This is a genomic window from Corynebacterium urealyticum DSM 7109, from assembly GCF_000069945.1.
Classification (GTDB): domain Bacteria; phylum Actinomycetota; class Actinomycetes; order Mycobacteriales; family Mycobacteriaceae; genus Corynebacterium; species Corynebacterium urealyticum.
In genome coordinates this window covers 1,397,422-1,417,802 of sequence record NC_010545.1, presented here as the reverse complement: position 1 = coordinate 1,417,802, position 20,381 = coordinate 1,397,422, and the positions used below count along the sequence as shown (strand labels likewise).

Here is a 20,381-nt window from a genome sequence, read left to right as displayed (position 1 = left end):
AACCATGGCGGAGGATAAGACCACCCGCGATCGGCGCCGTCCCCGGAGTGCGGGCGCGCAGGCTCGGGAACGCCGCCGACGGAGCAAGCACGCGCGACGTCGGTGGGCATTCGTGGCGGTGCTGGCTGTCGTCGCCGCGTGGGCTGTGCTCTTCTTCTTCCCGGTGCTGACGGTCAAGAACGTCGACGTCCAAGGCGCGAAGAATGCTGACGTCCAGCAGGTCAGCGAGGCGAGCGGGGTGGGCCAGCAGAGCAACATGCTGCGGCTGGATACCGAGCAGGTCGCCCGGAATGTCGCTCCGACTCCGTGGGTGAAGAAGGTGACGGTCTCGCGCAGCTGGCCAAGCACCGTGACGATTAAGATCACCGAACACGAGGCCGTTGGCGTGCTCGACGAGGGCGGGGAGACATCCCTGATCGACCGGGACGGCAAGGTGTTCCTTAAGGGACCAGCCCCGGAGGGCGCGGTGCCGTTTACCAAGGTCAAGGACGGCGACACCCGAGCACTGGCTGCCGGCGCTGCGGCTGTGGATGCGCTGCAGCCGGAGAACCGGAAACAGCTGGTGGAGGTCGCGGCCCCCAACGCCGAAGCGGTTGAGATGACCTTCGAACTGCCCGCCCCGGAGGGGGAGCAGAAGCCTCGCAAGGTCGTGTACTTCGGAGCTGCCGAGCAGCTGACGGAAAAGGCCGAGGCGGTGCGCGTGGTTCTGCAGCGTGAGCAGCCCACGTGGAACGTGTCTAATCCCGCCATGCCGACAGCCCGGGATTAACAGGGATTTTTCGCTGCGTTGGGGTTGGCGCGGCGCTCCTGAAGTGCGTGTGACTGGTGTGACTCATGTGCCGATATTCGCAGGTCGGAACCTTAAAGTAGAACTTTAAAGATACGACACGCTCCTGAAATGTGCGCCAAATCTTTGGCCCTACGGGTCAAGATGGAAGGCAACGAAAAGGCTCCACGAAAAAGCGCGGATCTTTCCCCGAAGGTTCGCGCACAAGGAAGGCGGAAAACTTTATGACAACTCCTGGAAACCACCTCGCAGAAATCAAGGTGGTTGGTGTCGGCGGCGGCGGAGTCAACGCGGTCAACCGCATGATCGATGAGAAGCTCCAGGGTGTGGAGTTCATCGCGATCAACACCGACGCGCAGGCTCTCATGCTCACCGATGCCGACGTGAAGCTCGACATCGGCCGCGAGGAGACCCGCGGTCTCGGCGCTGGTGCCAACCCGGATGTCGGCCGCAAGTCCGCCGAGGACCACAAGGACCAGATCGAGGAGATTCTCGCTGGTGCGGACATGGTATTCGTTACCGCCGGTGAGGGCGGTGGCACCGGCACCGGTGCCGCTCCGGTCGTTGCCAACATCGCGAAGAAGCAGAACGCCCTGACCGTCGGCGTCGTCACCCGTCCGTTCACCTTCGAGGGGCCGCGCCGCACCAAGCAGGCCCTGGCGGGTATCGAGGAGCTCCGCGACGTCTGTGACACCCTCATCGTCATTCCGAACGACTCCCTGCTGAAGCTTTCCGACGAGCAGCTGTCCATGATGGACGCTTTCCGCAAGGCGGACGAGGTCCTGCTGTCCGGTGTCGAGGGCATCACCAAGCTGATCACCACCCCGGGCGTGATCAACGTGGACTTCGCGGACGTCCGCTCCGTCATGACCGACGCCGGCTCCGCCCTGATGGGCATCGGTACTTCCCGTGGCGAGCAGCGCGCCGTCAAGGCCACCGAGGCTGCGATCAACTCCCCGCTGCTGGAGAACACCATGCAGGGCGCCAAGGGTGTGCTGCTCTCCTTCGCGGGTGGCTCCGACCTGGGCCTGATGGAGGTCTCCGAGGCTGCATCCCTGGTCCAGACCATGGCCGACGAGGACGCCAACATCATCTTCGGCACCATCATCGACGACCAGCTCGGTGACGAGGTCCGCGTCACCGTCATCGCCACCGGCTTCGACGACTCCCCGTCGGCATCCTCCAGCGCCCAGCGCGGCGGGGCTGCCCACGCTGCCGAGAACCGCGGCGCCAGCATCTTCGGCGACTCCGAGGCTCCGCGAGTGGAGGCTGAGCCACTGCAGGAGGCCGCACCGGCCCAGCCAGCGACCCCGGCAAGCGAGCCGCGCCAGGAGCGACAGAGCTCCTTCGCTGCCCGCGAAGGTCGCGCAGCTCAGAGTCCCGCACGCGGCGGTGGCCTGTTCACCTCTGACGAGCCGGCTCGCCCGCGTCACGAGCGCACCGACGGCCAGGACGAGGGCGACGACCTCGACCTCCCGTCCTTCCTCTAAAAACGATGGTCACGGCACGCGCGAGCGAGCGCCTCGTCCGGATGGTGTTCACCACCCGCGACGGCGGCGTGTCCGAAGCTCCCTACGGCAGCTTTAACCTGGGAGATCACGTCGGGGATGACCCGGCGGCGGTCGCCGCCAACCGCGGACGGCTCGCCGAGATCCTGGGGCTCGACGGTGAGCGCTTCATGTTCATGGAGCAGCTGCACACCCCGACCGTCACGGAGGTCACCGCGGACATGGTGGGGTCGGGGCCCGTGCCAGCGACCGACGCCCTGGTCACCACGCTGCGAGACGTCCCGCTGGTTGTCTTGACTGCCGACTGCGTCCCGCTCTTGCTCGCGGATCAGGACGCCCGCGTCATCGCGGCGGTCCACGCCGGGCGGATCGGTGCTCGCAACGGCATCGTTCGCCGGGCCGTGCAGCGCATGGTGGAGCTTGGCGCTAACCCCGCCGCGATCCACGCGGTGATGGGGGCTGCGGCCAGTGGCGAAAACTACGAGGTTCCGGCCGACATGGCGGCGGACGTGGAGTCCCGCCTGCCTGGGGCGAAAACCCGTACGAAGCAGGGAACCGCCGGGCTCGATATCCGCGCGGGCATCGCCCGTCAGCTCGAAGGCCTCGGCGTGGGCGCGGTGGACATCGACCCACGCTGCACCATTGCCTCCGAGAACCTGTTTAGCTACCGCCGCGAGGGCACCACCGGTCGCCAAGCTGGCGTAATCTGGATGCCATCATGACAACCCCAGATGGAGACAAGGTCCGCGCCCAGCGGGCGGAGCAGCTGGCGGAGAACCTCCGCGCCGTGCGGCAGCGTATCGCCGTAGCCGGGGGAGCAGACCTCCTGCCGATCACGAAGTTTCACCCGGTAGAGGACATCGAGCTCTTGCGCGCCGGCGGTATCCACGCGGTCGGGGAAAACCGCGAACAGGAAGCCAAGCGCAAGGCCACCGAGCTGGCGGGAAGCGTCGAGATCCACATGGTGGGTCAGATCCAGACCAATAAGGCCAACTCCGTGGCCCGGTGGGCAGCCGCCGTCCACACGGCGGACTCGGAGCGCCTCATTACCGCTCTCGAGCGGGGCGCCGGCCTGGCGCTGGAGCGCGGCGACCGGGCGGAGAAGTTGCCGGTGCTGGTGCAGTTCAGCGCCGACGGTGATCCGCAGCGCGGTGGTGCCCCAGAAGACCAGATCGACCAACTCGCAGATCTGGTTGCGGGGTCGGAACACCTCGAGCTGCGCGGCCTCATGACCGTCCCTCCCCTGGGTAGCGACCCGGCCGAGGTCTTCGCCCGAGGTCGCACGCTGCTGGACGGCATTAGCGACCGCGTTCTGGGTGCGCCGGTGTACTCCGCGGGCATGAGCCACGACCTGGAGATCGCGATCGGCGAGGGCTCCACGTTGGTGCGTGTCGGTACGGACATCATGGGCTCACGACCAGTACGTTAACGAACAACGAATACCCCAATAAACAGTGATTGCAGCAAGCGAAAGGAAACCCAAGCATGGCTGAGGGCTTTGGCGATAAGTTCAAGGAGTTTTTCGGGCTCGGGGGCGTAGAAAGCTACGAGGACCCTTACTACCGGGATAATTTCGAAGAGCGCCCTGAGCGTACCGAACGTCACGAGCGCGAGGACCGCGCGGCCGGTCGTTACGACTCCGATCACTACGGTTCTTACCGCTCCAGCGAGCGACGCTCCGAGGTTGGGGCTTCCCACGGCTACGGCTCCGACCGGGACCACGCCGCCGCCCCGGCTCGCTCCCGCTACGGTGCTACCGAGCGCGAGGCTGCCCCGGCGCAGAAGAACCCGATGGTTATTCGCTTGGCTCTGAATGAGTACAACCAGGCGCGAGAGATCTCCGAAGCGCTGAAGACCGGGGACGTCGTCGTCTTCAATCTGGGCGGGATGGAGAAGTCCGCCGCAACCCGCGTGCTGGATTTCGCCGCTGGCCTGAGCCTGGGCCTGGATGCCGAGCTGAAGAAGCTGGGTGGGGTGCGTAACTTCGTGCTGATCCCGCACGGCATTGAGCTTGAGCAGTCCCAGCTGGACCAGCTGACGGAGGGCTGATCCCGAGTGGTCAACCTCATCGGAGCACTCATCCTGCTCGTCCGCCTTTTCACGCTGCTTCTTATCGTGCGGATCATCGTGGAGATGGTGCAGTCCTTCTCCCAAAACTGGCGCCCACAGCGTTGGTTCATCATGATCGCCGAGCCGATCTTCGCGATCACCGATCCGCCGGTTAAGGGGCTGCGTAAGCTTATCCCGCCGCTGAATATGGGCGGGGTTGCCCTTGACGTTTCTGTCTTGGTGCTCTTCTTTGGGCTGCAGATTCTGCAGACGATTCTGCACTCCCTCCTCTAACGAAGAATCTTGGGGGTACCCGGCGAGGGCGATGGTTTTTCAAAGCTGGTGAAGAAAACCAGCTCTAGATGAGAACAAAGCCTTTTCGCGCTGGTATGGTGGACTACAGTCTTTCTGAAGAATAAAACCATCCTGCAGACAGGCTTTGCCGAAAATATCCGAGAGCGAAGGGAAGTATTGATGGCGCTCACACCAGCTGACGTTCACAATGTTGCGTTCAGTAAGCCCCCGATTGGTAAGCGAGGCTACAACGAGGACGAGGTCGATCAGTTCCTCGACCTCGTTGAGGACACCCTCGCCGAGCTCCAGGACGAGAACGCTGAACTTCGCAGCCAGGTGGGCGACGGCGGCCAGCTTGCCGGTGCCGCAGCGGGCACCAAGGTTGACGAGGAGGCGCTGCGTAAGCAGATCCGCTCCGAGGTTGAGGCCGAGGTCCGCGAGGAGGCTCACCGCGAAGCGCAGAACTCCCAGTCTAAGGGGGCTGAAGAGGTCTCCGGCCTGCAGTCCAAGCTGAAGGAGGCGGAGCAGCGCGCCGAGGCCGCTGAGCGTCGCGCCCAGGAAGCTGAGCAGAAGGCGAAGAAGGCTCAGCAGGACGCTGAGGCCGCGAAGTCCCAGGCTGGCAAGGCCGCCCCGCAGGCTTCCGGTGTCGCAGGTGGCGCAGCTGCCAATGGCGCTGCCACCGAGGACACCCACATGCAGGCCGCTCGTGTGCTCTCCATGGCTCAGGAGATGGCCGACCGCCTCACCAACGAGGCGAAGTCCGAGTCCGGCGCCATGCTGGATGAGGCCCGTGCCGAGGCGAAGAAGACCCTGGATAACGCGGACTCCACCGCGAAGAGCCAGCTGGCGGACTCCCAGAAGCGCTCTGAGGAGCAGCTTTCTGACGCGAAGACCCGCTCCGAGAAGATGCTGGCCGACGCGAAGCAGCAGTCCGAGACCCAGCTCTCTGACGCGAAGCAGAAGTCCGAGACCCTGATCTCCGACGCCAATGCCCAGGCAGAGGCCACCGTGCGCCAGGCACAGGAGAAGGCCAACGCCCTGCAGCAGGACGCCGAGCGCAAGCACACCGAGATCATGACCACGGTGAAGAAGCAGCAGACCACTCTCGAGGCACGCATCGAGGAGCTGCGCACCTACGAGCGCGAGTACCGCACCCGCCTGAAGACCTTCCTCGAGTCCCAGCTTGAGGACCTCAACAGCCGCGGCACCGCAGCGCCGAAGGCCGTCGAGGGCGAAGGCGAGCGCAACTAGCGATCATGCTCGTGGCCTCACTGGGCCTCGCGGTCCTCGGATTTGCGGCACTCCTGGTGGCGCTCTACCTGGGCTCAGTCACCTGGGCCTGGATCTGCGTGATCATTGCAGCCATCGGAGTTCTGCTCTCCTTCGCGGAGGCCATCCAGCACCGTAAGAGCAGAAAATAACTACATAGCTTTACCCCTAGGGTTGGCAGCCACACCAAGCCAATCCGCCGCAAGGACCCGGCCATCACCGGCGAGCGTCTCGGAAGAACAGCCCCCACGAGGGATGCCTAGTAGAACCGAGCGGAGTCGCGTTCCGTACAACAACGCAAGATAAGAGGAAGCCTTTCCAACGGGCGGGTGGCGCCCACGGCAGGCTTCAAGCAGGGTGGTACCGCGAATCCTCGTCCCTGTGCTTGAAAGAAATTTCACTTTAAGCACCAGAGACGAGGATTTTCTTATGGCTACACCAGCTGGCGGCGTCTACCCCCGCGTGGACATGAGCGGCGGGGGCAGCAACTTCCCAGCCATGGAAGAAGAGGTACTGAAGTACTGGAAGAAGGACAACACCTTCCAGGCCAGCCTTGAAAACCGCGAGGGCAACGAGGAGTACGTCTTCAACGACGGTCCTCCGTTCGCCAACGGCTTGCCGCACTACGGACACCTGCTCACCGGCTACGTCAAGGACATCGTCCCGCGCTACCGCACCATGGCCGGCTACCACGTCCCGCGCGTCTTCGGCTGGGACTGCCACGGCCTGCCTGCCGAGCTGGAGGCGGAGAAGCAGCTGGGAATCACCGACAAGGGTGAGATCGAGTCCATGGGGCTGGACCGCTTCAACGAATACTGCGCCAAGTCCGTCATGCACTACGCCGACGAGTGGGAGAACTACGTCACCCGTCAGGCTCGCTGGGTCGACTTCGAGAACGGCTACAAGACCATGGACCAGGACTACATGGAGTCCGTCATGTGGGCCTTCAAGGAGCTCTACGACAAGGGCCTGATCTACCAGGGCTTCCGAGTGCTGCCGTACTCCTGGGCCGAGCACACCCCGCTGTCCAACCAGGAGACCCGCCTCGACGACTCCTACCGCGACCGCCAGGACCCGACCGTCACCGTGACTATGCCGTTCACTGGCGCACGCGAGGGCTACCCAGCCACCAAGGCCTGGGAATCTCACCCCGAGCTGCACGACGCCGCAGCCATCGCCTGGACGACGACCCCGTGGACGCTGCCGTCCAACCTCGCTCTGGCCGTCGGCCCGGAGATCGAGTATTCCCTGGTCAAGGTCGACGAAGACGGTGCGGAGGGCTTCGCTGGCGCCAAGCTACTACTGGCCACCGCGCTGCTGGGGGCCTATGCCAAGGAGCTGGGCAAGGAACCAGAGGTGCTGGCCACCTTCACGGGTGCTGAACTCGAGGGCCTGGAGTACACCCCGGTCTTCGATCACTTCGCCGATCACGAGAACGCCTTCATGGTGCTCGTCGCGGACTACGTCTCCACCGAGGACGGCACCGGTGTCGTCCACCAGGCCCCGGCCTTCGGTGAGGACGATATGGACGTCTGTAAGGGCTACGGAATCGACCTGGTCATCCCGGTGGACGCCGACGGCAAGTTCACCTCCCTGGTACCCGAGTACCAGGGCACGCTGGTTTTCGACGCCAACCGCGACATCATCCGCGACCTGAAGGCCAAGCAGCGCGTCCTGCGCGATCAGACGATCGTCCACTCCTACCCGCACTCCTGGCGCTCCGGCGAGCCGCTGATCTACATGGCTCTGCCCGGCTGGTTCGTGAATGTGCTTGAGATCCGCGACCGCATGGTGGAGCTCAACCAGCAGATTGAGTGGATCCCGGAACACATCCGCGACGGCCAGTTCGGTAAGTGGCTGGAGGGGGCCCGCGACTGGAACATCTCCCGCACCCGCTACTGGGGTTCCCCGGTCCCAGCATGGGTTTCTGATGACCCGCAGTACCCGCGCGTGGACGTCTACGGCTCCCTCGCAGAGCTGGAGGCCGACTTCGGAGTCCGACCGAAGTCCCTGCACCGCCCGGACATCGACGAGCTGGTTCGCCCGAACCCGGACGACCCGACCGGCAAGTCCATGATGCGCCGCGTCCCTGACGTCCTCGACTGCTGGTTCGAGTCTGGCTCTATGCCTTTCGCCCAGTACCACTACCCATTCGAGAACGTGGAGGCCTTCGAGGAGGAGCAGCCGGCGGACTTCATCGTCGAATACTCCGGCCAGTCCCGCGGCTGGTTCTACGTCCAGCACGTGCTCTCCACCGCGCTGTTCGACCGGCCGGCCTTCAAGAAGGTCGTCGCCCACGGCATCGTCCTGGGCTCCGACGGGCTGAAGATGTCCAAGTCCAAGGGCAATTACCCGGACGTCAATGAGGTCTTCGACCGCGACGGTTCCGACGCGATGCGCTGGTTCCTCATGTCCAGCCCGATCCTGCGTGGCGGCAACCTGATCGTTACCGAGCAGGGCATCCGCGAGGGTGTGCGCCAGGCGCTGCTGCCGATCTGGAATGCGTACAGCTTCCTGCAGCTCTACGCCTCTGAGGAGGCGCGCTGGTCCGTGGACTCCGATAACGTGCTGGACCGCTACATCCTCGCCAAGACGCACGACCTGGTGGCTAACGTGGACAAGGCTCTGGCCGATACCCGCATCGCGGACGCCTGTGATGAGGTGCGTCAGTACGCCGACATCCTCACCAACTGGTACGTGCGCCGCTCCCGTGATCGTTTCTGGGCTGGCCAGGAGGCCCACCCGGAGGCCTTCGACACCCTGTACACGGTGCTCGAGGTGGCCACCCGCGTGACCGCTCCGCTGCTGCCGTACATCTCCGAGGTCATCTGGCGCGGGCTCACCGGCGAGCGTTCCGTCCACCTGGCGGACTACCCGAAGGCCGAGGACTTCCCGGCCGACGCGGAGCTCGTCGACGCGATGGATGCCACCCGCGCGGTCTGCTCCTCGGCCAGCTCGGTGCGCAAGTCCAATAAGCTGCGCAACCGCCTGCCGCTGCCGAAGCTCACGGTCGCGCTGCCGGAGTCGGCCAAGCTCGCGGACTTCGCCGCCACCATCCGCGACGAGGTCAACGTCAAGGACGTGGAGTTGACGGACGACGTCGACTCTGCCGGCAGCTTTGAGGTCGTCGTCAACGCGAAGGTCGCTGGCCCGACGCTCGGCCGCGACGTCCAGCGCGCGATCAAGAACGTCAAGGCTGGTAACTACGTCCGCGAAGGCGAAAACGTCGTCGTCGACGGCGATATCGTCCTGACCCCGGAGCTGTACACCGAGCGCCTGGTGGCGGAGAACCCGGATTCCACTGCGCGCGTCGCTGGCCCGGGCGGCGTCGACGGACTGGTGGTCCTCGACATGACCGTCACCCCGGAGCTGGAGGCCGAAGGCTGGGCAGCGGATGTCATCCGTGGCCTGCAGGACGCTCGCAAGAACGAGGGCTTCGAGGTTTCCGACCGTATCCGCCTGCGTCTGTCGGTGCCGGCGGAGAAGAAGGACTGGGCCGACCAGCACATCGCCCACATCGCTGAGGAGGTCCTCGCCGTGGAGCACGAGGTGTTCACCGGCGAGAAGCTGGGCCACGAGATTGTGGACGGCGTGACCGCCGAGGTGGCAAAGGTGGCTCGCTAAGCCGCCATGCGCTGGGTCGCTCACATCGACATGGACGCCTTCTATGCGTCCGTGGAGCAGCTTACCCGGCCGACCCTGCGCGACCGGCCCGTCCTCGTTGGCGGGATGTCCGGACGCGGGGTTGTGGCCGGAGCGAGCTACGAGGCGCGCGCCTACGGGGCGCGGTCAGCCATGCCGATGCACCAGGCGATCCGACTATGCCGCAACCGGGCGATCGTGATCCAGCCCCGGTCGGTGCTGTATAAGATGATCTCCCGGCGGATCTTCCAGGTCATCGCCGAGCACGCGGGTGTTGTGGAGCAGCTCTCGGTCGACGAGGGCTTCGCCGAGCCACAGGGATTGGTCGACGCTGCCGCCGCCCGGCGGTGGGCCGAGGACCTCCAGCGTGCGGTGGAGGAGGCCACGGAGCTGCCATGCTCCATCGGGATGGCGAGTACCAAGCTGGATGCGAAGATGGCCAGCGACCTAGCCAAGCCCCATGGGATTTTCGTGGTGGAGGACCGAATGGCCACCTTCGGCCCGCGCCCAGTGGGCGACCTGTGGGGAATTGGGCGGGTCGCCCAGGCCAAGCTGGCCGACATCGGCGTGCATACGATCCAGCAGTTCGTGGACATGGACCCCACCGACGTGAAGTCACTGCTCGGCAAAGTCGGCCTGGAGGTTCAGGTGATGGCCGGCGGCGATGACCCCCGCCCCGTGGCCCCACGCGCGGAGGCCAAACAGATCAGCGCCGAACAGACCCTGCCGGTGGACGCGCGGACCTACCGGGACGTGCTGAACATCATGGAGCTCTCCGCCCGGCAGGCCTATCGGCGGCTGCGCAAGGACGGCCGGGCGGCGCGCACCATCACCGTGAAGATCCGTACCAGCGACTTCGCGCTGCATACCCGATCGACCACGCTGCCCGCACCCACTGATGACTTCGAGCAGTTGCTGCGCGCCGCCCGCGCGGTGCTGCCCCGGCCGGAGGATTCCGGCGCGGTGCGCTTGGTGGGCGTGGGATTCTCCGGGCTCAGCCACGACCGGCAGGAGATGCTCTTCCCGGAGCTCAGCCACCCTGCGGTGCCACACCAGAGCGTCACCCAGAGCGCCACTACCGTGGCCGGCCGGGGTGAGGTCCCCGCGGGGGCCGAGGCTGCTGGCGAGTCACATCCCGGGGGAGCAGCGGAGCGGAAAGAAAGCCGCTGGCAACAGACCCAGGACGTCTGGCATCCGGATTATGGCCACGGCTGGGTGCAGGGAAGTGGGGTGGGCGTGGTGACCGTGCGTTTCGAGACCCGCGAAACCGGACCCGGCCGCATCGCGACCTTCGACACCGACGACCCGCAGCTCCAGCCCGCGGACCCGCTGGACAGCCTGGCCTGGGGCACGGATGCGGACGATGGCAGCGGGCAACTGGAACTCGGTGGGGAAGACCCGACTGAGCCCCGCCCGGAGTGAGATCCGGCACACACCAACACCTGCGGAAGCGGGCTTTGACGCCTAGGCGAGTAGGATCAGGGCTTTGACACCCCCGCGTCGAAGGAGAATGTTGACCGTGAAGATCTGGAAGTCCGTGGCCGTGGCAACCGCTGCCGTCGCCGGCCTCACGCTGACCGCCTGCGGCTCGGAGGATGCGGATACCGCAGCCACCACCGAGCAGACCACCGCCAGCAGCGCACCGTCCTCCACAGCACCGGAGGAGAAGCTGCCGACCCCGCAGGAACTGCAGGAGGTCCTACTCAAGGCGGTCGACCCGCGCGTCCCAGCCGAGGAGAAGGTCAATTCCGTCGTGGACGGCGACCAGGCCCCGGAGATCTTCGAGGCACTGACCCGCAGCCAGAGCGAGGCCCAGGCGAAGCTCGAGGTCGTGGACCCGGTGTTGCCGGGCGTGCTGCCGGATATGGCTGAGGCCACCATCAAGCTGCAGGCCCCGGAGCGGGACCCGCAGGTCGTCAGCGGAGTGGAGTTCGTCCACGAGGACGGCAAGTGGAAGCTGGACACCCGCTGGGCTTGTACCCTCGTCGAGACCGTCCTGCCGGAGCAGGTCCCGCCGATGTGTAAGGAGCTCTAAGTCCCCTCAAAGCCCTGGGCTGCTCAAGGCCTAGGGCTTCGAGCGGCCTACTTCCATTCGCTGCGCGACGTAATGGTCTGCAGCACGCGCAGCGGGGCATCGTCCTTGCCGTAGGTGACGGTCGTGTCCACGCGGACCGTGCCCTCGGCGGGTAGCGGGCGGGTGAGGTCGACGGTGATCCGCCCCTCGGAGGTCGAATCCGCCTCCAGGACCTTCAGGTCCGTATCCGCCAGGCTCGCGACCGCCGGTCGGCGCTTAGCCGCGACGTCGAGGACGACATTGTCGCCGTCCCGTTCCACGAGGGTGTACGTCAACTCCTGGCGCAGCGAGACCCCTTCGTCCACGCGCCCGCTGACCGTCCACTTCGCGCCCGGGCCCACTGCCTCCTCGGGGAAGACGATCGGCACATCCGTCATCTGCGTCAGCGCCTGCTCGACGCTGGCCCGTGCCCCGTCCGTGGCCCCCTCTGGGGCTCCGAAGGATCGGGTCTTCACCCGACCGCTGGGCTCCATCGTCTGGTGCATCTCGAAGCCCTCGGCAGATGCCATGTCCTCGTTCAGCTCCGCGTTCGTCCCGTCCGGGCGCCCCACCACGACGGTCGTGGCGATCTCCTCGCCGTTTTTCTTTGCCGTGGCAGTCAGCGGAAGGTCCATCGTGACATCCCCGTAGGGGACGTCTTCGCCCTCACCGTGGGCGGTTTTCTGCTCCAGCCCCTGGGTTGCCGAATAGGTCAGCTCCTGGGAGCTTTCCTCCTCGCCGATGCGGTAGGCGAGGGGCTCGCGGGGGCCGCGGCCGGGCTCAAGCAGCTGCACTCGCACACCCTCGACCGGCGCCTCGACGGCCTCCGGCCCTGCAGGTTCGGAGGAGCATGCGGCCGAGCCCAGGAGGCCGAGGGAGCACATCAGCGCGGCGACCGCGCGCCGCCCAATGCGGTGGGATGGGGGACGTGGGGGAGTAAACACGGTCATAACCGTAGCAGTTTGGGCCTCAAGCTAGACTTGCTGGAGTGAAGCAGCAGAGTAACCGAGGAACCTGGACCGGCGTCGCCCTGGCGACCCTGGCGGTTGTGGTGATCGTCGACCAGCTGAGCAAGTGGCTGGCCGTGGCCACCCTGCCGCCGCGCGAACCCGTACCGGTGCTGGGAGATTGGTTCCGTTTCTTGTTGGTCCGCAACCCGGGGGCGGCATTCTCGATGGGCACGGACGCCACCATCGTGCTGGCATTCATCCAGCTCATCGCGGTGGGCGTTGCGGTATTCCTGGCGTTTCGGGCCCGCTCCGGGCTCAGTGCCCTGACCATCGGCCTGATCGGGGGAGGGGCGGCCGGCAACCTGATTGACCGCATCTTCCGTGAGCCGGGCGGCATGCGCGGCCACGTCGTGGACTTCTTCAGCTTCTGGAACTTCGCGATCTTCAATGTGGCGGATATCGCTATTAACGTCGGGGTGGTCCTCTACCTCACCATCGTTTTCATCGCCGAACCCAGGGCAGAAAGGAAGGCACAGGAATGACCGAACGTGAACAGCGGATGATGCCCGTGCCGGATGGCCTGGCGGGGATGCGTGTCGACGCGGGGCTGTCCAAACTGCTGGGGCTGTCCCGGACGGTGGTGGCCGACCTCGCGGCCGCGGGGGACATCACCGCCGAGGGTAAGTCGCTGGGCAAGTCCGACCGGCTTGTTGCCGGCCAGTGGTTGGATGTCACCCTGCCTGCCCCGGAACGCGACCTGGCTGCCGAGCCACCCCAGCTCGTCGAGGGCATGGACATTCTCTACTCCGACGACGACGTCATCGCCGTGAATAAGCCCGTCGGTGTGGCCGCACACCCGACCTTGGGCTGGGAGGGTCCCACCGTGACCGCGGGCCTGGCGGCCGCCGGTTTCCGCATTTCCACCTCGGGACCCCCGGAGCGCAAGGGCATCGTCCAGCGGCTTGATGTGGGTACATCGGGGGTGATGATCGTCGCCGCCAGCGAGCGGGCCTATACCCACTTGAAGCGAGCCTTCCGTAACCGCGAGGTGCAGAAGATCTACCACGCGCTGGTGCAGGGCCACCCCGACCCGACCTCTGGGACCATCGATGCCCCGATCGGGCGCCACCCTTCGGCGGGCTGGCGTTTCGCCGTGCGCGACGACGGCAAGCATGCGGTCACGCACTACGACACCCTGGAGGCCCACCGGCAGGCCAGCCTGCTGCGGGTGAACCTGGAGACCGGACGGACCCACCAGATTCGCGTGCACTTCTCCTCCCTTCACCACCCGTTGTGCGGCGACCCCATGTATGGCTCCGACCCTGCGCTCTCCGAGAAGCTGGGGCTGATCCGCCAGTGGCTGCACGCGGTCTCCCTGCGCTTCGAGCACCCCACGGGCCGGATGATGCAGATCGACAGCCCGTACCCGGAGGACCTTCAGCAGGCCCTCGATAGGCTGCGGGAGGCCAACGATGGAATCTAGGTCTCCGCAGGTGGTCAAGCCCAACCGTGCCCGCCAGCGGGAGCTGGACTGGGAGGACACCCGCCGACCCGCGTGGGTCGCGTGGCTCGGCGGGATCTGTGCTGTCGCCCTGCTCGTGGGGATCATGGTCATGGCCCAGTCAGATCGCACTAGCAAGCCGATGAACATTAATGGTGACCAGCTGGGCCCGTTCTACATGTCCGACCAGGCATACGAGGAACACTCCCGTAAACTCCTCGACGAGGCCGAGGGCGAAGAGCCCCGCTGGGCGCTGGTCTCGCCTGCCAAGGCGATGGCGCCTAAAGACTTCGCCAAGGTCTTCGACATCCCGCACGCGGAGCGGGTGCGAGTGTCCACGCTGCTGATCGGCCCGGTGGTCCAGCGCCCGATCCCGGAACCGGCAGCTGGCCTGCGCCGCGAGGACGTCTTCACCATCGCCACCGAAGGGCTGGAGGGGGAGGATGTCGCAATCAACGGCGCCCTCGTCTACGCCGCGCCCGCGGAGCTCAAGGCGATTGCGGAGAACCCGAAAGTCATGGCCGTTGAACCGGCCCCAGTGGACGCCGCCTATGGTCGCATGGGTATCCGCGCCGTCACACACGAGGAGAGTTAGCCCATGCTGTGGGGCTTTGCCGCGTACATCATGTGGGGATTCTTCCCCGCGTTCTTCCCGCTACTGGAACCCGCCGCGCCCGTGGAGATCCTGGCGCACCGTTTCATCTGGACCCTCGCCTTCGTGGTGCTACTCCTGCTGGCGCTGCGGCGCATCAAGCTGCTGCGGCAGATCACGGCACGCGAGTGGATCCGGGTGGCTGTGGCCTCCCTGCTGATCTCCGTGAACTGGGGACTCTATATCTACGCGGTCAACAGCGGGCACGTTGCGGACGCCGCCCTGGGATACTTCATCAACCCGCTGGTCTCTGTCATACTCGGCGTTCTGCTGCTGCGTGAGAGCCTACGCCCGATGCAGAAGCTTTCGGTGGCCATCGCCGCCGTGGCGGTGGTGATCCTCACCATCGCGCTCGGCCAGCCGCCGATCATCTCCTTGGGACTGGCGCTGAGCTTCGGATTCTACGGGCTGGTGAAGAAGCGGATGCGGCTGGAGCCACTGCAATCCCTCGCCGCCGAGACGATGGTGCTCGCCCCCATCGCCGTGATCTATCTGCTGTGGCTCGGCCCAGCGTCGACCTTCACCACCGAGGGCGGCAGGCACACCGCCCTGCTCATGATTGCGGGCGTGGTCACCGCCCTGCCGCTGCTGGCCTTCGCCCGCGCCGCCCAGGAAATGTCCCTGACCTCGCTGGGCATGATCCAGTACCTCACCCCGGTGATGCAGATGCTCTGGGCCGTGTTCGTCACCAAGGAGCACATCGAGCCGATGCGCTGGGTTAGTTTCTCCATCATCTGGGTGGCAGTGGTGATCTTCATCATCGACATGGTCGTCCAGACCCGCGCTACCCGGCGCAACGCTTCCCTCAAAAAGCTCGGTAAGCTCACTCCAGCCGAGGCAGAAGACTAGACGAAGGCCCGGCCCTCGCCCCGGTAGGTCGGCCACCGGTCCACGATCTGACCGCAGGACACGACGATCACCTCGTCGAACCACTCCGCCTGCTCACCGGCCTTCGCGTGGCGGAACCACACGTGATCGCCCAGCTGCAGGCTCTTGGCTGCGGCCCCCTTCAGCGGGGTCTGCACCTCGCCCGGGCCTTCCAGCGGTGCCATGCGCATCCCCGCGGGGTAGTCCACCGTCGGCAGCCGGTCTGCCCCCGGCGGCCCGGAGGCCACCCGGCCACCACCGGCTACCGTCACCACATCCGGGGCGGGGCGGCGGACCACCGGCACTACGAACCACTGCGCCGGATCCGGCTGGAAGCTCTTATAGCGGTCGAATAGCCCGGGGGCCAGCACTCCCGACCCTGCACCGATCTCCGTGATCACTGTTTCCGCCGAGGTGCTCTCGATCGACCCGGTACCCCCGCCATTGACGAACTCCAGTGGCGGTTGCCCCGCGCTGGCCAGCAGCTGCTCCACCGCTCGCACGATCTTTCCACGCCGGGCGGCCAGCTCGCGGGTGGCGATTCCCTTCATCACCGAGATCGCCGGCGAGCTATCCGTGGTTCCGGCGATCTGCCCCTCGTAGGCCATGAGTCCCACCAGCCGGAAGCCCGGCCGGGCGACAACGACCTCGGCAAGGCGCCGGACCTGCTCCACGGAATGAACCGGGGAGCGCAACGCGCCAACATGTACCGGCCCCATGGCCAGGCTGGCGTCCACGTCGATGCACACCCGAATCTGCCCGCGCTCAGCGCCAGAGGCATCCTGATCGGCCACCGCCTCGTCGATGAAGTCCAGGTGGGCCGGAGAGTCCACCATCACGGTGATGGATTTCCGGAGTTTCGGGGACGCGGCGAGCGTGCGCAGCGCCTCGCGGTGAGTGGTGGGGTAGGCCACCAGGACGTCGTCGCTGACCCCGGTCTCTACGAGCCAGATCGCCTCGGAGAGGTGGAAACCCAACACCCCGGCGTAGCCGGGCAGCTCCAGCACGCGGCGCAGCATTTCGCGGATACGCACCGACTTGCTCGCCAGCCGGATCGGGGTGCCGTTCGCGCGGCGGACCATATCGCGGGCGTTGGCAAGCGCGGCGTCGAGATCCATGACCGAAAACGGGGCGTCCAAATGGGCAACGGCAGACCTGGTCAAATACTTCACGGAGCAAAAGCTTAGCGCCCGAGTTTCGCGGTGTCCGGAAAACGATAGGATATCCAGTTATGAGCCGCTCGTCTTTCGTCCACCTGCATAATCACACGGAATACTCCATGCTCGACGGCATGGCGAAGGTAGACATGCTCGCCGAGGAGGTCTCCCGCCAGGGGATGCCCGCGGTCGGCATGACCGACCACGGCAACATGTTCGGCGCGGATGCCTTCTACCGCACCATGACGGCGGCCGGGATCAAGCCGATCATCGGCATCGAGGCCTATATGGCCCCCGACTCCCGCTTCAATATGAACCGCGTGCGCTGGGGTAACCCGGAGCAGAAGAAGGACGACGTCTCGGCCTCCGGCGCGTACCTGCACCAGACCATGCTCGCCGAGAACGCCACCGGCCTGCGCAACCTCTTCTACCTCTCCTCGATGGCCTCCTACGAGGGCCAGCTGGGTAAGTGGCCCCGCATGGACGCCGAGCTCATCGCCGAGCATGCCGAGGGCGTCATCGCGACCACCGGCTGCCCCTCCGGGGACGTGCAAACCCGCCTCCGCCTTGGCCAGTTCAACGAGGCCCTCGAGGCCGCGGCGATGTGGCAGGACATCTACGGCAAGGACAACTTCTTCCTCGAGTTGATGGATCACGGGCTGGAGATCGAGAAGCGCGTCCGCGACGAGCTCATGGAGATCGGCCGCAAGCTGGACCTGCCGCCGCTGGTGACCAACGACTGCCACTACGTGCTGGAGAACCAGGCCGCTGCACACGAGGTCATGCTCTGTGTGCAGACCGGCTCCACCATGGACGAGCCCACCATCGACGAGGGCGGTAAGCGTTTCGCCTTCAGCGGCTCCTCCTACTACATCCGCACTGCGGAGGACATCCGCAACCAGTGGGACCACGTCGTCCCGGATGGCTGCGATAACACCTTGTGGATCGCCGAACGCGTCCAGGACTACGGCGAGATCTGGGAAGAGCACCCCTACGACCGCATGCCGGTCGCAGAGGTTCCGGAAGGCCACACGCCGACGTCCTGGTTGACCCACGAGGTCAACCGCGGCCTGGAGGAGCGGTTCAACGGTGGCCCGGTGCCGCAGGAATACCTCGACCGCGCTGAGTACGAGATCAGCGTCATCGACATGAAGGGCTACCCTTCCTACTTCCTCATCGTCGCCGAGCTGATCAAGTACGCCCGCTCCGTCGGCATCCGCGTCGGCCCCGGCCGTGGCTCCGCCGCAGGCGCCCTGGTGGCCTACGCTCTGACGATTACGAACATCGACCCCATCGAGCATGGCCTGCTCTTCGAGCGCTTCCTCAACCCGGAGCGTCCGTCCGCACCCGATATCGATATCGACTTCGACGACCGCCGCCGTGGCGAGATGATCCGCTATGCCTCCGACCGCTGGGGCGAGGACAAGATCGCCCAGGTCATCACCTTCGGCACGGTGAAGACCAAGCAGGCGATTAAGGACTCCGCACGAGCTTGGTACGGCCAGGCCGGTTTCCAGATGGCCGACCGGATCACCAAGGCCCTGCCGCCAGCGATCATGGCCAAGGACATCGAGCTCAAGGGCATCAAGGACCCGGAGCACCCGCGCTACGCGGAGGCCGCCGAGGTTCGCCAGCTCATCGACACCGACCCGCAGGTCAACAAGATCTACGAGGACGCCCTCGGCCTGGAGGGGGTTGTGCGCCAGGCGGGTGTGCACGCCTGTGCCGTCATTATGTCCAGCGTGCCGCTGCTGGACTGCATCCCGATGTGGAAGCGCAAGCAGGACGGCGCGCTCATCACCGGCTGGCCCTACCCGGCCTGTGAGGCCATCGGCCTGCTGAAGATGGACTTCCTGGGGCTGCGCAACCTCACCGTCATCGGTGACGCGATCGACAACATCAAGAAGAACCGGGGCGAGGACTTCGACCTGGAAGGCCTGGCCACCGAGGATGCGGCCACCTATGAGTTGCTGGCGCGCGGCGACACCCTGGGCGTGTTCCAGCTGGACTCCGGCGGCATGCAGGAGCTGCTGAAGCGCATGCAGCCCACCGGCTTCAACGACATCGTCGCCGCACTCGCGCTCTACCGCCCGGGCCCGATGGGCGTGAAGGCCCACTGGGAGTACGCGGACCGCAAGAACGGGCGCAAGCCGATCACCCCGATCCACCCGGAGCTGGAGGAGCCGCTCAAGGAGATCCTGGAGGAGACCTACGGCCTCATCGTGTACCAGGAGCAGATCATGAGGATCTCGCAGAAGGTCGCGAACTACACCGCCGGTCAGGCAGATGGTTTCCGTAAGGCCATGGGTAAGAAGAAGCGCGAGGTCCTGGACCAGGAGTACGAGACCTTCTCCGGCGGCATGATCGACAATGGCTACTCCAAGGACGCCATCGACACGCTGTGGAACACGATCCTCCCGTTCGCGGACTACGCTTTCAATAAGTCCCACGCCGCAGGCTACGGGCTGGTCTCCTTCTGGACGGCCTACCTCAAAGCCAACTACACCGCCGAGTACATGGCAGCCCTGCTGACCTCGGTGTCCAACCAGAAGGACAAGTCCGCGATCTACCTCTCCGACTGCCGCCACCTGGGCATCAAGGTGCTGTCCCCGGACGTCAACGAGTCCGCCTTCACCTTCCAGTCCGTGGGTGAGGACATCCGCTTCGGCCTGGGCGCGGTCCGCAACGTCGGCGAGGACGTCGTCGAATCCATCATCGCCAGCCGGGAGGAGAAGGGTGACTTCAAGGACTTCTCCGACTACCTGGACAAGATCGACGCCGTCGCCGCCTCCAAGCGGGTGACCGAGTCGCTCATCAAGGCGGGCGCCTTCGACTCCCTGGGGCACCCGCGCAAGGGCCTCGTCCTTGTCCACGAGGACGCCGTCGACGCCGTCGTCGCGACGAAGAAGGCCGCCGCTAAGGGGCAGTTCGACCTCTTCGCCGGCCTCGGTGCCGAGGAGGCCGGGGACGTCTTCAAGGTCGAGGTCCCGGACCAGGAGTGGGAGCGCAAGCACGAGCTCGCTCTGGAGCGCGACATGCTGGGCCTGTACGTTTCCGGCCACCCCCTCGACGGTTTCGAGGATGCACTCGACGCCCAGATCGACACTCCGCTGCCCACTGTCCTGTCCGGCGAGCTGCCGAATAACAAGGACGTCAAGATCGGCGGCATCATCTCCAGCGTCGAGCGGCGCGTGGACCGCAATGGTGCGCCCTGGGTCATCGCCACCCTCGAGGATCAGCACGGCGCGCAGGTGGAACTGCTCGTCTTCGCGAAGACTTACCAGATGGTCGCCCCGCAGATTGTGGAGGACAACATTGTCCTGGCCAAGGCCAAGATCCGCTACCGCGACGACCGCATGAGCATCTTCTGCGAAGATCTGAAGTCCGCTGAGCTCTCCATCGGGGCGGGAACCGGCGTGCCACTGCGGCTGAACATCCGCGTCGACCAGGCCACCCCGGAGAACATGCAGCGCCTCAAGCAGGTGCTGAGCAACAACAAGGGTGACTCGGATGTTTACCTCACCCTCATCGATGGCGAGCAGGAGGTGCAGTTCCTGCTCGGGCCAGAGATGCGGGTGACCAAGTCCCCGGCACTGATGGGGGACCTGAAGGCCAGCACCTGGGAGGGTATCTTCGCCTAACCGCCCAGATA

18 protein-coding genes are annotated in these 20,381 nt (G+C 65.7%); 16 read left to right on the top strand and 2 right to left on the bottom strand.

The genetic code is table 11. The annotated features are described in order from the left end of the window. Nucleotides 1-4: 4 nt before the first annotated feature. The 11 genes from CU_RS06070 to CU_RS06020 all read left to right on the top strand — a co-directional run bounded on the left by CU_RS06070 (nt 5) and on the right by CU_RS06020 (nt 11,584). On the top strand, nt 5-769 hold the full coding sequence (locus tag CU_RS06070; RefSeq protein ID WP_012360451.1) for a cell division protein FtsQ/DivIB: 765 nt from the start codon (nt 5-7) through the stop codon (nt 767-769). A gap of 242 nt (nt 770-1,011) precedes the next feature. Beyond that, nucleotides 1,012-2,277, top strand: coding sequence for a cell division protein FtsZ (gene ftsZ / locus CU_RS06065; RefSeq protein ID WP_012360450.1), 1,266 nt, complete (start codon nt 1,012-1,014; stop codon nt 2,275-2,277). Between the two features lie 5 nt (nt 2,278-2,282). Continuing rightward, nucleotides 2,283-3,017, top strand: coding sequence for a peptidoglycan editing factor PgeF (gene pgeF / locus CU_RS06060; RefSeq protein ID WP_012360449.1), 735 nt, complete (start codon nt 2,283-2,285; stop codon nt 3,015-3,017). Then, the gene (locus CU_RS06055; RefSeq protein WP_012360448.1) at nt 3,014-3,724 is read left to right on the top strand and encodes a YggS family pyridoxal phosphate enzyme; all 711 of its coding nucleotides are present in this window, start codon (nt 3,014-3,016) and stop codon (nt 3,722-3,724) included. Before pgeF ends, CU_RS06055 begins: the two co-directional genes overlap by 4 nt. 56 nt (nt 3,725-3,780) lie before the next feature. Continuing rightward, nucleotides 3,781-4,344 carry a cell division protein SepF gene (locus CU_RS06050; RefSeq protein ID WP_012360447.1) on the top strand — a complete coding sequence of 188 codons (564 nt, stop codon included), beginning with the start codon at nt 3,781-3,783 and terminating at the stop codon, nt 4,342-4,344. Nucleotides 4,345-4,350: 6 nt separating this feature from the next. Then, a complete protein-coding gene (locus tag CU_RS06045; RefSeq protein WP_012360446.1) occupies nt 4,351-4,638 on the top strand; it encodes a YggT family protein in 288 nt (95 codons plus the stop codon). Between the two features lie 180 nt (nt 4,639-4,818). Next, on the top strand, nt 4,819-5,889 hold the full coding sequence (locus tag CU_RS06040) for a DivIVA domain-containing protein (RefSeq protein ID WP_012360445.1): 1,071 nt from the start codon (nt 4,819-4,821) through the stop codon (nt 5,887-5,889). Nucleotides 5,890-5,894: 5 nt separating this feature from the next. Beyond that, the gene (locus tag CU_RS10785; protein ID WP_012360444.1) at nt 5,895-6,059 is read left to right on the top strand and encodes a hypothetical protein; all 165 of its coding nucleotides are present in this window, start codon (nt 5,895-5,897) and stop codon (nt 6,057-6,059) included. A 277-nt stretch (nt 6,060-6,336) separates the two neighbouring features. Then, complete coding sequence (gene ileS, locus CU_RS06030) at nt 6,337-9,531, top strand: isoleucine--tRNA ligase (RefSeq protein ID WP_012360443.1); 3,195 nt, start codon at nt 6,337-6,339, stop codon at nt 9,529-9,531. 6 nt (nt 9,532-9,537) lie between these two features. Continuing rightward, complete coding sequence (locus tag CU_RS06025; protein WP_012360442.1) at nt 9,538-10,971, top strand: DNA polymerase IV; 1,434 nt, start codon at nt 9,538-9,540, stop codon at nt 10,969-10,971. Between the two features lie 88 nt (nt 10,972-11,059). After that, nucleotides 11,060-11,584 carry a WKL family lipoprotein gene (locus CU_RS06020; RefSeq protein ID WP_231837616.1) on the top strand — a complete coding sequence of 175 codons (525 nt, stop codon included), beginning with the start codon at nt 11,060-11,062 and terminating at the stop codon, nt 11,582-11,584. A gap of 47 nt (nt 11,585-11,631) precedes the next feature. Here CU_RS06020 and CU_RS06015 read toward each other — a convergent pair whose 3' ends face one another. Then, nucleotides 11,632-12,552 (bottom strand): DUF6263 family protein, encoded by a 921-nt coding sequence (locus tag CU_RS06015; protein ID WP_012360440.1) that lies wholly within the window; start codon nt 12,550-12,552, stop codon nt 11,632-11,634. Between the two features lie 38 nt (nt 12,553-12,590). Between CU_RS06015 and lspA the strand changes: the two genes are divergently transcribed. From lspA to rarD, 4 genes are read left to right on the top strand one after another with little or no spacing between them, the layout of a single operon-like run. After that, nucleotides 12,591-13,094: a signal peptidase II gene (gene lspA, locus CU_RS06010; RefSeq protein WP_012360439.1), complete on the top strand. Its 504-nt coding sequence runs from the start codon at nt 12,591-12,593 to the stop codon at nt 13,092-13,094. Further along, complete coding sequence (locus CU_RS06005; protein WP_012360438.1) at nt 13,091-14,035, top strand: RluA family pseudouridine synthase; 945 nt, start codon at nt 13,091-13,093, stop codon at nt 14,033-14,035. Before lspA ends, CU_RS06005 begins: the two co-directional genes overlap by 4 nt. After that, nucleotides 14,025-14,648, top strand: coding sequence for a hypothetical protein (locus CU_RS06000; RefSeq protein ID WP_012360437.1), 624 nt, complete (start codon nt 14,025-14,027; stop codon nt 14,646-14,648). The genes CU_RS06005 and CU_RS06000 overlap by 11 nt, the downstream gene beginning before the upstream one ends. A 3-nt stretch (nt 14,649-14,651) precedes the next feature. Further along, nucleotides 14,652-15,554, top strand: a complete 903-nt coding sequence (rarD, locus tag CU_RS05995) for an EamA family transporter RarD (protein ID WP_012360436.1) — start codon at nt 14,652-14,654, stop codon at nt 15,552-15,554. Here rarD and CU_RS05990 read toward each other — a convergent pair. Next, the gene (locus tag CU_RS05990) at nt 15,551-16,735 is read right to left on the bottom strand and encodes an amino acid deaminase/aldolase (RefSeq protein WP_012360435.1); all 1,185 of its coding nucleotides are present in this window, start codon (nt 16,733-16,735) and stop codon (nt 15,551-15,553) included. The two genes, rarD and CU_RS05990, sit on opposite strands and share 4 nt — an antisense overlap. A 68-nt stretch (nt 16,736-16,803) precedes the next feature. Here CU_RS05990 and dnaE point away from each other — a divergent pair, with 68 nt between their 5' ends. Continuing rightward, nucleotides 16,804-20,370, top strand: coding sequence for a DNA polymerase III subunit alpha (gene dnaE, locus CU_RS05985; protein ID WP_012360434.1), 3,567 nt, complete (start codon nt 16,804-16,806; stop codon nt 20,368-20,370). The last annotated feature ends 11 nt before the right edge of the window (nt 20,371-20,381 follow it).